Below are 15,185 nucleotides of genomic sequence, written 5' to 3' on the forward strand. Positions count from 1 at the left end.
GTAAAAATACTAGGTCGTTTTTAGTGTGCCCAATTTAGGCCTTCTAAAAAACGATAAATATCTTCATGTAGTTGATCTTTTTCTTGATCTAATGTAATCACATGTTTTGAGTTTTCATACCACTTGATGTGTTTTTCAAGCGACTCAGTTTGGTTATATATAATGTTGGCAGAATCTATATCGATGACCTCATCATTTGACGCCTGCACGACAAAGATAGGTGCATAAATCATATCGATTTCTTTTCGAGTCTGCGCAATAAACTCACGTAGTTGTTGTAATGATGGCATTCCTTTGTCAGCAATTAACGACACTTCTGCATCAATTTCTGCATCGCTTTTGCCTTCATATTTTTTGTAGTCCTTTGCATATTTTAATACGCCTTCGAACATGATATCTGTTGTGCGCATTGTCATAGGTGCACACATTGTCACAATACCTTTTACAGGATTGTTAAGTGCGACATTTAAAGCCATCACACCGCCAAGTGATAGACCTGCTACAGCAATTTCCTCGTAGCCAGCATCTTGTAATTGTTGGTACGCCGCCTTGACATCTTGCCACCAATCAGCTGGTCCTGTTGTAATGAGTTCTTCTGGTTGTACACCGTGCCCTTTATAATGTGGCGCTAATGTAGTATACCCTTTTTTCTCTAAATATCTACCAAGCATACGCACATCTGCCGAGCTACCTGTAAATCCGTGTAATAATAACACGGCACGCGGCCCTGCTTGAAAGAAAAATGGCTGTGATAATGATTTGTTCATTCGCAAGTTCTCCTTCACTGTAAAACATATTCTCTCTATTATAGCCATATCCATCTTATATTGGCTTATTTTAGTGCTGAAATACGCATAATTCATGACAATTCGTCTCGCATCTAATTTATGTACATTGACAATAAAAGAAAACGCCCAACCATACGAGGTTAGGCGGCATATCTTCAACTATTATATTTTTGCAATCGCAACTGCTAAAATAAAGAATAAAATTGATAACACAATTGTTGCACGGTGAAGGATTAAATCCATACCACGCGCTTTTTGCTTTCCAAATAGTTGTTCAGCTCCACCCGAGATGGCACCTGACAAGCCTGCACTTTTACTAGATTGTAATAAGACTACGACAATCAATGCTAATGATACGATAACTAAAGCTACTAATACTGCTGTATGCATACACTGCACCTCCCGAACTTTGAAACATCACAACACACTATATTATAACAAATAAAGGGTGCCATGACAAACACAGATTATAAAATGGTATTAACTTTCCAAATCCCACCGACAAAACTACTTCCCTCTCATTATAAAAAAACCCCAATAAAATTTAAAGTGCCAGGCACCCACACAATTCTTAATTTTCAAAATTTTTTATTTAGTAAAAAACAACATAGACTTCTGCGAGAACCCACGCAATGGAAGACGTAATAAACCGTGTGACAACAAGGTTACCTGCATCCACAAGCCCACGGAAGGTAAAGTGAAATTGCATGTTAATACTTAGATTTTTTGCTAGTTAAACCCGAAATAGTGACAGGCACTCACACAATTTAGTAGCTAATACCAGTTGATTGCAGTGGAGGGCGGCGACTCCTGCTCAGAACGCACGTAATGTAAGACGCAACAAGCCGCGCGCTAGCGAGGGTTGCGGCTTACGTCGTGCCCGCGGAAAGCGTCCGCCCGCAACGGAAATCAACGTTGCAGAACTCCTTCCACCTCATTCGCCTTACTAGAGTGACAGGCACTCACACAATTCTCACACAATTTTATATATTAGTAGCTAGACTAGTTGATTGGAGTGGAAGGCGCGACACTCCAGCAGGAACAGCACGGCGGAAAATCCATTTTTGTGGCGCACCGCCACAAAAATTAGTTGGAGCCGTGCCTGCGGAAAGGGAGCGCCTGGAACGGAAATCAACGTTGCAGGACTCTTTCCGCGCTCTACCCAATCACGCGCTCAACTCGTTCATTTCAACAAAAAAATTGCCCCGACAAGCACTACCATGCTATCGAGGCAATTTTTATAAAAGAAACGGCTAGTACTAGCTATTCACCTTATTTTAAGTTATAGAACGTTTTTAAACCAAGATACTCTGAAGTTGCACCAAGTTGATCTTCGATGCGTAGAAGTTGGTTGTATTTTGCAACGCGGTCTGTACGAGATGGCGCACCTGTTTTAATTTGACCAGCATTTGTCGCAACAGCGATATCAGCGATAGTTGCATCTTCTGATTCACCAGAACGGTGAGAGATCACTGCTGTGTAACCAGCACGTTTTGCCATTTCGATTGCTTCGAAAGTTTCAGTTAACGTACCGATTTGGTTTACTTTAATTAAAATAGAGTTACCTACGCCTTGCTCAATACCAGCAGCTAATTTTTTCGTATTTGTTACGAATAAATCATCTCCTACTAATTGAACGCGAGCGCCAATGCGGTCTGTTAATAATTTATGACCAGCCCAGTCGTTTTCGTCTAAGCCGTCTTCGATTGAGATGATTGGGTATTTAGACGTTAACTGTTCGTACCAGTCCACCATTTCTTCAGATGTTTTCACAACACCTTCACCATCTAAATGGTATTTGCCGTCTTCTTTATTGAATAATTCAGAAGACGCAACGTCCATTGCTAACTTCACTTCTTCACCAGCTTTGTAGCCAGCTTTTTCGATTGCTTCAAGGATTACAGTGATGGCTTCTTCGTTTGAACCAAGGTTTGGTGCGAAACCACCTTCATCACCTACAGCTGTGTTGTAACCTTTGTCTTTTAATACTGCTTTTAAGCTATGGAAAATTTCAGCACCCATACGTAATGCATGACGGAAGTTTTCTGCGCCAACAGGCATTACCATAAATTCTTGGATGTCTACGTTGTTATCCGCATGCGCACCACCGTTTAAGATGTTCATCATTGGTACTGGTAATTGTTTTGAGTTGAACCCGCCAAGATATTGATAAAGAGGTACATCTAAATAATCTGCTGCAGCATGTGCAACTGCCATTGATACACCTAGGATTGCGTTCGCACCTAGTTTACCTTTGTTTTCTGTGCCGTCTAGCTCGATTAAAGCTTTGTCGATTACTACTTGGTCAAGAACTGAGAAATTCCCTTCTAATTCTTGGGCAATAATTGTGTTAACATTTTCGACTGCTTTTAATACACCTTTGCCAAGGTAACGTGATTTGTCACCATCGCGTAATTCTACCGCTTCGTATTCACCTGTAGAGGCACCTGATGGCACGATTGCGCGACCAAAAGCACCTGATTCTGTAAATACTTCAACTTCTACTGTTGGGTTCCCACGTGAGTCTAAAACTTCGCGCGCATAAACTTGTGTAATAAATGGCATAATTAATTCTCCTCTTTTTCGATTAATGATTTACCTGTCATTTCAATAGGTTGTGACACCTCTAATAATTCTAACATGGTTGGCGCCAAATCGGCTAAAATGCCACCATTTCTTAACAATAAATTAGGTTTCGTCACAATTACTGGAACAGGGTTTGTTGTATGAGCTGTCATCGGATTTCCTTCTAACGTTACAACTTCGTCAGAGTTACCGTGGTCAGCTGTAATAATAGCTGCACCGCCTTTTGCAAGTAGGGCATCTACTACTTTTCCTAAACATTCGTCAACCACTTCAATTGCTTTAATTGTTGGCTCTAGCATGCCACTATGCCCCACCATATCAGGGTTGGCAAAGTTTAAAATAATGCCATCAAATTTGTCCGCCGCAATTTCTGCAAGCAATGCTTCTGTTACTTCATAAGCACTCATTTCAGGTTTTAAATCGTATGTCGCCACTTTTGGGGAAGCAATTAACAGACGTTCTTCACCAGCGAATTTCTCCTCACGTCCGCCACTCATAAAGAATGTCACATGTGGATACTTTTCCGTTTCGGCAATACGTAGCTGTGTTTTGCCATTAGAGGCTAACACTTCACCAATCGTATTTTTCAAGTTGTCATTTTCATAAGCAACTTGCGCAATCACTTCATCACTATAATGTGTAAACGATACGAATTTAACATTTTGCGGATGTTTTGCTGATAGTGCAAAACCGTCAAATGTTGGATTTGTAAATACTTTCGATAATTGAATTGCACGGTCAGGTCGGAAGTTGAAGAAAATAACCGCGTCATTATCTGCAATCGTCGCCACTGCCTCGCCATGTTCCTGTACACTAAATGGAATCACAAATTCGTCCGTTACTTCACGCTCATAGGACTCAGCTACGCCAGTTTTAGCACTGTCCGCTGTTTGCCCTACGCCATCGACAAGGACATTATAGGTTAATGCCACGCGATCCCAACGTTTATCGCGGTCCATTGCATAATAGCGTCCATGGATGGAAGCGAATTTACCAATGCCAATGGCAGCCATTTGTTTTTCTGTTTCTTCGATATAATCGATTGCTGTCGTTGGTCCGACATCACGACCGTCTAAAAAGGCATGGACAAATACTTCGTCAAGTCCTTGATCTTTCGCTAGCTTTAACAGTGCAAACATATGCTCATAATGGCTGTGCACACCGCCATCTGATAATAAGCCCATAACATGAAGCTTCGACCCATGTGCTTTCACATGTGCGACTGCATCTAAAAAGGCTTGATTTGTATAGAAGTCACCTTCACGAATCGATTTATTTAAACGTGTTAAGCTTTGATAAACGATACGACCGGCACCGATATTTAAATGGCCCACTTCAGAGTTCCCCATTTGACCTTCTGGCAATCCTACCGCTTCGCCTGCTGCTGTTAATGTTGCATGCGGATATTGATTCCACAAGCGATCAAAATTTGGTTTGTTCGCTTGCGCCACTGCATTGCCAAATGTTTCATCGCGAAATGCAAAACCGTCTAAAATAATTAATGCTACTGGCTTTTTAGGCATTTGCTGCCGCCTCCAATAATTTTAAATATGACTCGGCTTGTAAGCTTGCTCCACCGACTAAGGCACCATCGATATGCTCTTTTGCTAATAATTCTTCAATATTCTCCGGCTTTACGCTACCGCCATATTGAATACGCACAGCCTGTGCTGTCGCGCTATCGTATAATTTTTCAACCGTTGCGCGAATAGCTCCGCATACTTGGTTGGCATCTTCTGCTGTTGCTGTTTTGCCTGTACCGATTGCCCAGATTGGCTCATAGGCAAGCACCATATGCTCCACCTGTTGTGCATCAAATCCTGCAAGTGCTGCTGTAATTTGACCAGCTACCTTTTGCTCTGTAGTACCTGCTTCACGTTCTTGCAATGTTTCACCACAGCAAATAATCGGCACGATATTATGGGCAAGTGCTGCTGCCACCTTTTTATTGATAGCTTCATCTGTTTCGTTATAATATTCGCGGCGTTCAGAGTGTCCTAAAATAACATAGTCTACTGCCACGCTCGCAAGTTGTGCTGGGCTAATTTCGCCTGTAAACGCACCTTCGTTTTCGTAATGCATTGTTTGAGCACCAATAGCTAATTCCGATTCACTAGCGATCTGCACAAGTGTTGGTAGGAATAGTGCCGGTGCACAAATAACAGCATCTACATTGTCATTTGACGGAAGTTTATCCTGTACGCCTTCGACAAACTGTATGGCCTCTTCAAATGTTTTATACATTTTCCAGTTACCTGCAATAATTGGTTTACGCATCGTTCTACCTCCTATCTTATTTATCGTTTAATGCCACAATACCAGGAAGCTCTTTGCCTTCCATTAACTCAAGTGAAGCGCCGCCACCTGTCGAAATGTGGTCCATTTTATCCGCTACTTCAAATTTTTCAACAGCTGCCGCTGAATCGCCACCACCGATTACCGTGTAACCAGCAGTTGCTGCCATCGCGTCTGCAACAGTTTTCGTACCTTGGGCAAATGGTGCCAATTCAAACACGCCCATTGGTCCATTCCAAATAATTAACTTTGAATTTTCAATAACTTCTGCATAGTGTGCCGCTGTTTTCGGTCCAATATCAAGACCCATCCAATCAGCTGGGATAGCATCTACATCAACCACTTTAGTTTCTGCATCTTTCGAAAATTCATTGGCTACCACTGCATCGATTGGCATATGTAACTGCACGCCTTTTGCCTGTGCTTTTTCAATGAAAGATTTAGCTAATTCAATTTTATCTTCTTCTAATAAAGATTTACCGATATCATAACCTTGCGCTTTAATAAAGGTAAATGATAGTCCACCACCGATAATTAAATGATCAACTTTTTCAAGAAGGCTCTCAATGACACCGATTTTATCTTTTACTTTCGCGCCACCAATAATCGCTGTGAAAGGACGCTCTGGGTTTGATAATGCTTTACCTAGTACATCTAATTCTTTTTGCATAAGGAAGCCTGATACAGCAGGTACATGTTTGGCAATCCCTTCCGTTGAGGCATGTGCACGGTGAGCAGCACCGAATGCATCGTTGACATAAACGTCTGCAAGTTTCGCAAATTGTTCCGCAAGTGCAGGATCATTTTTCTCTTCACCTGCATGGAAGCGTACGTTTTCTAGCAGTACGATATCGCCGTTTTGCATGTTGGCAACAGCTGTTTCTACTGCTTCCCCGATTGACTCATCTAATTTAGTGACAGGTTTGCCTAAAATTTCAGCAAGGCGAATGCCGACTGCCGTTAAACGCATATCTTCTTTTACTTCACCTTTTGGACGACCTAAGTGAGATGCTAAAATGACTTTTGCACCTTGCTCGACTAAATAGTCAATCGTTGGAATGGCTGCACGAATACGTGTTTCATCTGTAATAACCCCATCAGCCATCGGTACATTAAAATCGACACGTACGAAGACGCGCTTACCTTTTAAATCAATATCTTTCATTGTTTTCTTATTTAACATGAAGAAACCCCCTTCAAAGTAGTGGTACAGACATCATTAAATGTGTTACACCCATCTTGGTTTCACACATTTTGGACTAACAGTTTTATTAGCTTTAATAGTAGCAAAAGTAGCATTCGGTGTCTTGCGCAAGCCCATAGTGACTACTACCTATTTGCGCTCTAGCAAGTCATCCATTACTTTATCCAATATTTATATTTAAAAAAGGAGTAAAGGTAACCTTCCCTTACTCCTTTTACCCTTGTATATTATATCTTTTCGATATTATAAAGGCTATACTTTTTGTGCGTAAAAAGCCGTATTATGTCACACTTTTTACTATAAATCGCGAATTATGATACTTATTTATTATTTAAGCCTTGTTCAGCAATGTATAATGCAAGGTCCATTAAACGAGTAGAGTAACCAATTTCATTATCGTACCAAGCAAGAACTTTTACCATGCTATTTTCTAAAACCATTGTTGATAGACCATCTACCGTTGAAGAGTTGTGGTTGCCATTGTAATCAATTGATACTAATGGTAACTCATTGTAGCCTAAAATACCTTTTAGCTCATTTTCAGAAGCTTCTTTTAGCGCTGCATTAATAGACTCTTTTGTTACATCTGCTTTTAGTTCTACAACTAAATCCACACAAGAAACGTTCGGAGTTGGAACACGCATAGAGAATCCATCTAGTTTACCTTTTAATTGAGGTAATACTTTTGATACTGCTACTGCTGCTCCTGTTGTTGTTGGAATCATTGACACTGCCCCTGCACGTGCACGACGTGGATCAGAGTGCGGGAAGTCTAGGATTCGTTGGTCGTTAGTATAAGAGTGAATTGTTGTCATCATACCGCGCTCAATGCCGAATTTCTCATCTAAAATTTTAGCTACAGGCGCTAAGCAGTTTGTTGTACAAGACGCATTTGAAATAACATCATCTGTTTGTGGATTGTAATCTTGGTGGTTAACACCCATTACAAATGTCGGCATATCGCCTTTCGCTGGTGCAGATAAGATGGCTTTTTTAGCACCTGCTTTAATATGCAACCCTACTTCTTCCATTGAGCGGAAGTGACCTGTACATTCAAGCACAACGTCAACACCAAGCTCGCCCCAAGGTAATTGTGCTGGGTCTTTTTCAGCGTATACTTTCACTGTTTTACCGTTCACTACGAAAGAATCTTCCTTTGCACTTACTTCAGCATCATAGATACCATGTACAGAATCGTATTTTAATAAGTGTGCAAGCTGACCAGCATCTGTTAAGTCATTCACTGCAACTACTTCAAATTCATCATGCTTCATTGCTTCACGAAATACTAAACGTCCAATACGTCCAAATCCATTGATTGCTAATTTTAATGCCATTGTCAATTCCTCCAATAATGTTTATTGATTTATTTTTACAGTAAACGTTCAGCGATCGCCTTCGCCGCAGCCTCATCTGTTATAAAAATGGTCTGCTTCGGCGCTACCTTAAAGTACGATAGCATGGCATCAACTTTTTGTTTTCCTGCTGCAACCGCAATAATATGTTTACTTTTTTCAACTTGTTCAAGTTGAATACCAATCGTACGAATACGATGCACAATATCTCCCTCGGCATTGAAATAATAGCCGAATGCCTCACTAACAGCACCTTTTTCTTCGAGAATACGTAAATCTTCAGCCGATGAATTACGGCGAATCGCCATTTCTTCAGCGGAGCCGATGCCATGAATCACACAATCAGCACGATCATAGTACGCCATGATTTCAGTCACCATTGGCTCTGTTAACATAGCTTGATAGGCCTGTTCACTTAAATGTTCCGGTAAAAACAATGTACGGTGCTGGGCTTTCATTTGCATGGCAAATGTTGCAACGAGTGTATTGGCCTGCATTTGCATTTCATGGCCGATCCCACCACGAGCAGCGACAAACGTAATGTTTTGCTGGCCATCGACGGGTTGTAAAAACTGCGCTAAGGAGGCGACTGACTTTCCTCCAGTAACAGCTACTACTTGCTCACTAGCAATTTTCGAAAGAAATTGCTGTGCCGCTTCTTTTCCAAGCAATGTTAGAACGGTTTCATCATCATTGTAATCACCTGGAACAACGAGCACATGCTGGAGCCCTAATTGATTTTCAAGTGTTTTGCCGAGCTGTGTTAAACCAGACCATTCATAGACTAATGCTCTTAGCTGTTCAATTACTAATTCGCCATCACTCGTACATACCATACCCGACTTTTGCGAATCTAATAACCCTTGCTCACGTAAAATATCTGTTTCTTTACGAATTTCACGCTCTGTCATTTTGAGTGACTCTGCAAGCGTTCGTCTCCCAATTGGTTGCATTAATTGCACCGATTGCAAAATACGAAATCTCGATTGTAGAAGCGGATTCATTTCTGGAAGTAGTCTTTGCTGTGCCTCAGGTACAGTTACCATCTTTATCTACTCCCTCTCCATCGCAGTGGGTTACTTTTTGTCCCACTGTATAAAATTATGTCCCACTTGTGATTTCATTATAATATGCTTTCTATAAAAGAGCAAGTAAATAATGGTATGCGTAGCTAGCAGGAAATTTATACGTTTTGAAGCGTCGCGACAATAAAAAAATCTCGCAACCATTTACTATGGCTGCGAGACTGTTTTGTTTTTTATTTTGTAAATGATAATACGGCGTTTTTCTTGAAGCCTGCTAAAGCCTTTGTTGCTTCTGTTTTGTTTGTGTACTCAAAAATACGAACGTCCTTTTGTTCAAATACTGTAATTACCCACATAGTTCATGCTCCCTTGATGTTTATTTTTGTAATATAACAACCACGTAAAAATGTGATACTTTTTGTAAACTGTTTTATAACAACCTCTTACTTGATTCCTATTCTACTCCAATTTTTTCAAAAGAAAAGTCCTATGTGAAGTTTTTCACAAATCGTTCATATTCTTATCGTTTTCATTGAACATTTTGTGAAATACGTGGCTGACCAGTTTAAAATCAAAAATTTGCATCGACTAGATAGGCTATTCGGTGATCGTTAAGTCATTCGCTCGCTAACTGTTCCATCAACGTTACATAATCGATATTGCCATATTGTATGACGGCTCCATCCTTTTCCACGACCGGTATCATCAACATATATTTTTCATGTATCGCTTCATCTTGTTCAATATCAATAATCTCGATAGAAAAACCTAATTCCTCTTGTACAAGCTTGAGTGTCCGTAAGCCTTCAACACAAAGCTCACAATGCGAACGACTATAAAATTTCACGTCCATCTATCCAACCCCTCCCTATTTAATATAATAATCGGTGCCAGGCACTCAAACAATTCTGAAATTTGATACACGAAGTCTCCTACTTAGAACGAAGAAAAGTAAGTTGCAACAGTCCGCGCGTTAGCATGTGGTGTTGCTTCCGGTGTGACTGCGGAATCTAAACACAAAATAATTAGACTGTAACTAGTTGATTGGAGCGGAGTGTGCCCGCGGAAAGCGTCCGCCCGTAGCGGAAATCAACGGCACTAGTCCAAATTTATTTTATAATAAAAAAGACTGCGCAAGAAAAAATTCTGCACAGTCTCCAAATCGTTATTTTTTCAAATGGCTATCAAAGAATTTCACCATCGCATTATAGAATTCAATGCGGTTTTCTTCGTTTTGGAAGCCATGCCCTTCATTTTCCTTCAGCATGTACTCCACATCCACGCCTCTTGCGCGTAACGCTTCGACGATTTGATCAGATTCTGCCTGATTCACTCGTGGGTCATTTGCACCTTGAGCAACAAATAATGGTGTTTTAATTTTATCAACATGGAAGACAGGAGACACTGCAGTTAACAGTTCTTTATCTTTCTCTGGATGCCCTACACGCTCATATAACATTTGGCGCATTGTTTCCCAATATGGCGGGACAGTATCTAGCAATGTGAAAATATTCGATACACCGACATAGTCAACCGCAGCTGCATATAAATCTGGTGTGAACGCAATACCTGCTAATGTTGCATAGCCACCAAATGATGCACCATAAATACCGATGCGGTCAGGGTCTGCAATACCTTGGTCGATTGCCCATTGTACGCCATCTGTAATATCATCTTGAATTTTCAGACCCCATTGCTTATTACCCGCTTGTAAAAATTCTTTTCCGTAACCCGTAGAAGAACGGAAATTCACTTGCAATACAGCATAGCCTCGGTTTGCAAGTAACTGTACTTCTGGGTTAAAGCCCCAAACATCACGTGCCCATGGGCCGCCATGTGGGTTCACGATAAGCGGTAAGTCTTTTGCTTCTTTATTTTTAGGTAATGTTAAATAACCGTTAATTGTCAAACCATCACGACTCTTATACGAAATTGGATGCATTTCGGCAAGTTCTTCTGATTTTAACCAAGAGCTTAATGTAGCTAGTTCTGTTAATTCATCTGTTGTTGAATCATAGTAATAATATTTACCGTACACAGTATCGCTAGACACGCTGACGATAAATTTTGTCATGTCTTTATTATAATCGTTAATGCCTAGTTCACTTTCTTCGACACCTAGTTTGCTTTGAATTTTGCGGAAAAGCTTTTCAAAATCTTCATCGAAAAACTGATAATGCACTTTATCTGTTATATAGGCACCGTATAACACTTTATCTTGTTCACCACTATATAATACGCCCGCAACGTCAACTTCTTTATTGGACATAATCACTTCTTCGTTACCTTCAAGATCGTATTTCACGACTTCTACTTTGTCTCTTCCTTTATTAGAAGTAGCGTAAATATGTTTATTATCTTTAGAGAATGCAAGTGGCGTTACTTCATCGCCCGCTGCGATTTCAATAAATGGCTTGAATTCGTCTTTTTCTGTGTCGCGATATAGAATCATACCTTCTACACCATCCGAAACAGTTGCCATACGAATATTACCATCACGATCCGCTAACCAATCTGCGATGTTGCCTGGATTTTTTGCCACATGTTTTGTTTCGCCAGTTTTCACATTAAGCTTGTACACATCGAAAACTTTAGCATCTTCTTTATTCATCATAATTAATATTTCATCTTTCACACCTTGTAAATTACTTAATACTCCAACAGTTACTCCAGGATAAGGTGTTAAATCTTTTTCTGCTTGACCATTAAATGTAGATGAATAAATATGGAAGTTTTCATCGCCACCATTATCTTTGGCATAAAGCAATGTATCATCTTTCCAGAAGAATCCTGCTATATCACGATCTTTTGAACTGGATACACGAACAGGTTCACTATCATCATTCATTTTTTTCACGAAAACATTTGAACGGGATTCCCATGCTGAAGCAAACGTAATGTAATTACCATCTGGCGACAATTGGTAGCCGAAGTTGCCTGGATTTTTCACGAAATCCTCTACAGAAATTTCATTGACACCTTCGTTACTCGCACCATTTTTTATAGACTTAAAAGTTGTAAAGATTTTCATAGCATCTTGCTTTGTAATTGTGTCACTATTTTCTGAAATACTATTAAATAAACCAAGCGTATTTGCTGTTGCCAAATAGTCTGCTAGTGTTACTTCTTTTTCTTCTTTATCAAGTGCTCTTACTAAAATTCGTGCTGCTTCATTTCGTTTAATCGCATTACTTACGTTTTCTAATTCTCCCTCTTTAACCCACTTATTGATAACTTCTTGACGCATTGATTCTGAACCATGTTGGAAGGTTAAAGATGTTACAGCTAATTCAAGAAATTCTTGTGCTGTTAGGCGTTCCTCTTGGGCAATCGTCGTATTGCTCGTTTCGTTAGCAGCACGTACGTCATGAATTGAAACAGGATAAACAATAGAGGCTGTTAAAATAACAGCTAAAGATGCTGATAAAAATCTTTTATTCACATTACTTCCTCCTTATATCAATGTGCGTTATATCGATTGTCGATACAAGAAAATTATACCAAAATTAGTTAAATTGTCAATAATTGATAATACTTAATTATTTACCCAAAATAAAAAGGACCCTCCTTATGGTGAGTCCATCCACTTAGCATAACATAGGGTTCTACAGCGTAAAAATTCACTTCGCTTTCCACGGGCACGTCGTAAGCCACAACCCTCGCTTTCGCGCGGATTGTTGTGTCTTACTTTTCGTGCGTTCCCGTAGGAGTCTGCGGGAATTTTTACTTAGTTAGAATAAATAACTTGCCTGGCAATAGTATAAGTCCTTCGAAAAAATTGATTCTGCTTTTATCGAGCTTCTACTTCGTTAAAATTCACTTTGCATTCCACGGGCACGTCGTAAGCCGCAACCCTCGCTTTCGCGCGGATTGTTGTGTCTTACTTTTCGTGCGTTCCCGTAGGAGTCTGCGTGAATTTTTACTTAGTTAGAATAAATAACTTGCCTGGCAATAGTATAAGTCCTTCGAAAAGTTCATTCTGCCATTATCGAGCTTCTACTTCGTTAAAAATCACTTCGCTTTCCACGGGCACGTCGTAAGCCGCAACCCTCGCTTTCGCGCGGATTGTTGTGTCTTACTTTTCGTGCGTTCCCGTAGGAGTCTGCGTGAATTTTTACTTAGTTAGAATAAATAACTTGCCTGGCAATAGTATAAGTCCTTCGAAAAGTTCATTCTGCCATTATCGAGCTTCTACTTCGTTAAAAATCACTTCGCTTTCCACGGGCACGTCGTAAGCCACAACCCTCGCTTTCGCGCGGATTGTTGTGCCTTACTTTTCGTGCGTTCCCATAGGAGTCTGCGGGAATTTTTACTTAGTTAGAATAATTAGCTTACCTGGCAATAGTATAAGTCCTTCAAAAAATTCATTCTGCTATTATCAAGCTTCTACTTCGTTAAAATTCACTTTGCTTTCCACTAACACAGCGTAAACCGCAACAATCCTCTTTGTGCACGGATTGTTGCGGCTTACTTTACTTGCGTTTTGTTTGAAAATTGTGTGGGTGCCAGGCACCCACACAATTCTACACAATTCAATTCAATTAAAACTTCCTGCTTGCGCCACCGCCGGCTGATGATCCGCCGCCAAAGCCGCCGAAGCCTCCACCACTGGAGCCACCTCTGCCAAAACCACCGCCAAAGCCTCCTGGATAACCACCACGTCCCCTAGAACGAGGGCCACCTCCGCCGTTGGAGAACATAGCAACCAAGAGCACAATAATAACGATTAACACAAACAGCCAATTGGGCATCGACTCATCCGCTGCCGCTTGTGTCGGCATTTCACCATCCCAATTATATTCTGTTGCTACCGTTTGAAATAATGCTGCATAGGTGGCTTGAAATGCTTGATCCACATTACCATTACTTGCAGATGGATAAAAAGCTTCATCTAAAATACGACCTAACTTCCCATCTGGTAATGCTCCCTCTAAACCTTGACCGACAGCAATGACAACATCATTTTGTCCTTGCCCTTGCCCAAATGTAGCCAATAGCAGGACTCCATTGTTTTTCTCTGCATCCCCAATGCCCCACGCACGAATTAATTTAGTAGCATACATTTTGGCTTCTTGCCCGTGAATACTATCTAGCGTGACAACCATTATTTCAGCACCAGTCCCTTGATCTAATTGTGTGGAATACTGATTAAGTTCTTGCTTGACCGCAGGTGACAGTACATTGGCAAAATCATGGACATACGTATTTTTCATGGGCGTCGGCAATTGTGCTTGCGCATTATTGCTTGCTAGAAGCCACATCAAACAAGCAACGAATAGTATGATTGGAAAACGTTTCATTATTGTTTACCTGAATCACTAAAATCAACTGCGGGTGCTTGCTCAGCCCCTGCCGCTGCCTTAAAGTATTGTTTTTGTTCAAAGCCAAATATGCTTGCCATGATATTACCAGGGAAACGTTTCACTATTTTATTAAAGCCTTGCACCTCATTATTATAGTCTTCGCGTGCTACTGCTAGTCGATTTTCCGTGCCTGCTAGTTCATCCATTAATTGACGGAAATTCGCATCTGCTTTTAAATTCGGATAATTTTCCACGACGACAAGCAATCGGCTAAGAGCACCATTTAATGCATCATTTGCCACCGCTTGTTGCTCTGGTGTTTGCGCATTGCCCATTTGAGCACGTGCTGCTGTTATACTGGCTATTACTTCTTGCTCATGATTCGCGTAACCTTTCACTGATTGCACTAAATTCGGAATTAAATCATAGCGGCGTTGTAGTTGGTTTTCCACTTGAGCCCATTTTGAATCTACATTTTCCTCCGCTGTGACAAGACTATTGTATTTTGGAATCAATAATAAAGCTAAAACTCCTAAAACAATAACGATTATGCCTACAGGTCCAAGTACTTTTTTCAAATGTGCTTCCTCCCTTACATTTCTGTTCTTATACCTCTAATGTGTTACAAA

13 protein-coding genes are annotated in these 15,185 nt (G+C 40.5%); all 13 read right to left on the bottom strand.

Going from position 1 to position 15,185, the window contains the following annotated elements; all coding sequences use genetic code 11:
* Positions 1-20 precede the first annotated feature (20 nt).
* On the bottom strand, positions 21-767 hold the full coding sequence (locus ACKVEV_RS12850) for an alpha/beta hydrolase (protein ID WP_409366807.1): 747 nt from the start codon (positions 765-767) through the stop codon (positions 21-23).
* Between the two features lie 183 nt (positions 768-950).
* On the bottom strand, positions 951-1,178 hold the full coding sequence (gene secG / locus ACKVEV_RS12855; RefSeq protein ID WP_409366808.1) for a preprotein translocase subunit SecG: 228 nt from the start codon (positions 1,176-1,178) through the stop codon (positions 951-953).
* An 882-nt stretch (positions 1,179-2,060) separates the two neighbouring features.
* On the bottom strand, positions 2,061-3,353 hold the full coding sequence (gene eno, locus ACKVEV_RS12860; protein ID WP_409366809.1) for a phosphopyruvate hydratase: 1,293 nt from the start codon (positions 3,351-3,353) through the stop codon (positions 2,061-2,063).
* A gap of 2 nt (positions 3,354-3,355) precedes the next feature.
* Entirely contained in the window at positions 3,356-4,897 is a 1,542-nt protein-coding gene (gene gpmI / locus ACKVEV_RS12865) for a 2,3-bisphosphoglycerate-independent phosphoglycerate mutase (RefSeq protein WP_409366810.1), read from the bottom strand.
* Positions 4,890-5,651, bottom strand: a complete 762-nt coding sequence (gene tpiA / locus ACKVEV_RS12870; protein ID WP_409366811.1) for a triose-phosphate isomerase — start codon at positions 5,649-5,651, stop codon at positions 4,890-4,892. Before tpiA ends, gpmI begins: the two co-directional genes overlap by 8 nt.
* A gap of 16 nt (positions 5,652-5,667) precedes the next feature.
* The gene (locus ACKVEV_RS12875; RefSeq protein ID WP_409366812.1) at positions 5,668-6,852 is read right to left on the bottom strand and encodes a phosphoglycerate kinase; all 1,185 of its coding nucleotides are present in this window, start codon (positions 6,850-6,852) and stop codon (positions 5,668-5,670) included.
* 341 nt (positions 6,853-7,193) lie between these two features.
* Positions 7,194-8,210 carry a type I glyceraldehyde-3-phosphate dehydrogenase gene (gene gap, locus ACKVEV_RS12880; RefSeq protein WP_409366813.1) on the bottom strand — a complete coding sequence of 339 codons (1,017 nt, stop codon included), beginning with the start codon at positions 8,208-8,210 and terminating at the stop codon, positions 7,194-7,196.
* A gap of 35 nt (positions 8,211-8,245) precedes the next feature.
* Positions 8,246-9,274: a sugar-binding transcriptional regulator gene (locus tag ACKVEV_RS12885; RefSeq protein WP_409366814.1), complete on the bottom strand. Its 1,029-nt coding sequence runs from the start codon at positions 9,272-9,274 to the stop codon at positions 8,246-8,248.
* A 212-nt stretch (positions 9,275-9,486) separates the two neighbouring features.
* Positions 9,487-9,609, bottom strand: a complete 123-nt coding sequence (locus tag ACKVEV_RS12890; RefSeq protein ID WP_255313811.1) for a hypothetical protein — start codon at positions 9,607-9,609, stop codon at positions 9,487-9,489.
* A gap of 260 nt (positions 9,610-9,869) precedes the next feature.
* Positions 9,870-10,106: a glutaredoxin family protein gene (locus ACKVEV_RS12895; protein ID WP_409366815.1), complete on the bottom strand. Its 237-nt coding sequence runs from the start codon at positions 10,104-10,106 to the stop codon at positions 9,870-9,872.
* Positions 10,107-10,418: 312 nt separating this feature from the next.
* Entirely contained in the window at positions 10,419-12,695 is a 2,277-nt protein-coding gene (locus ACKVEV_RS12900; RefSeq protein ID WP_409366816.1) for a S9 family peptidase, read from the bottom strand.
* A 1,099-nt stretch (positions 12,696-13,794) separates the two neighbouring features.
* Positions 13,795-14,553 carry a TPM domain-containing protein gene (locus tag ACKVEV_RS12905; RefSeq protein ID WP_409366817.1) on the bottom strand — a complete coding sequence of 253 codons (759 nt, stop codon included), beginning with the start codon at positions 14,551-14,553 and terminating at the stop codon, positions 13,795-13,797.
* Positions 14,553-15,134: a LemA family protein gene (locus ACKVEV_RS12910; protein WP_409366818.1), complete on the bottom strand. Its 582-nt coding sequence runs from the start codon at positions 15,132-15,134 to the stop codon at positions 14,553-14,555. Before ACKVEV_RS12910 ends, ACKVEV_RS12905 begins: the two co-directional genes overlap by 1 nt.
* Positions 15,135-15,185 lie beyond the last annotated feature (51 nt).

Source organism: Lysinibacillus sp. 38-6 (genome assembly GCF_046245175.1).
Lineage (GTDB): Bacteria > Bacillota > Bacilli > Bacillales_A > Planococcaceae > Lysinibacillus.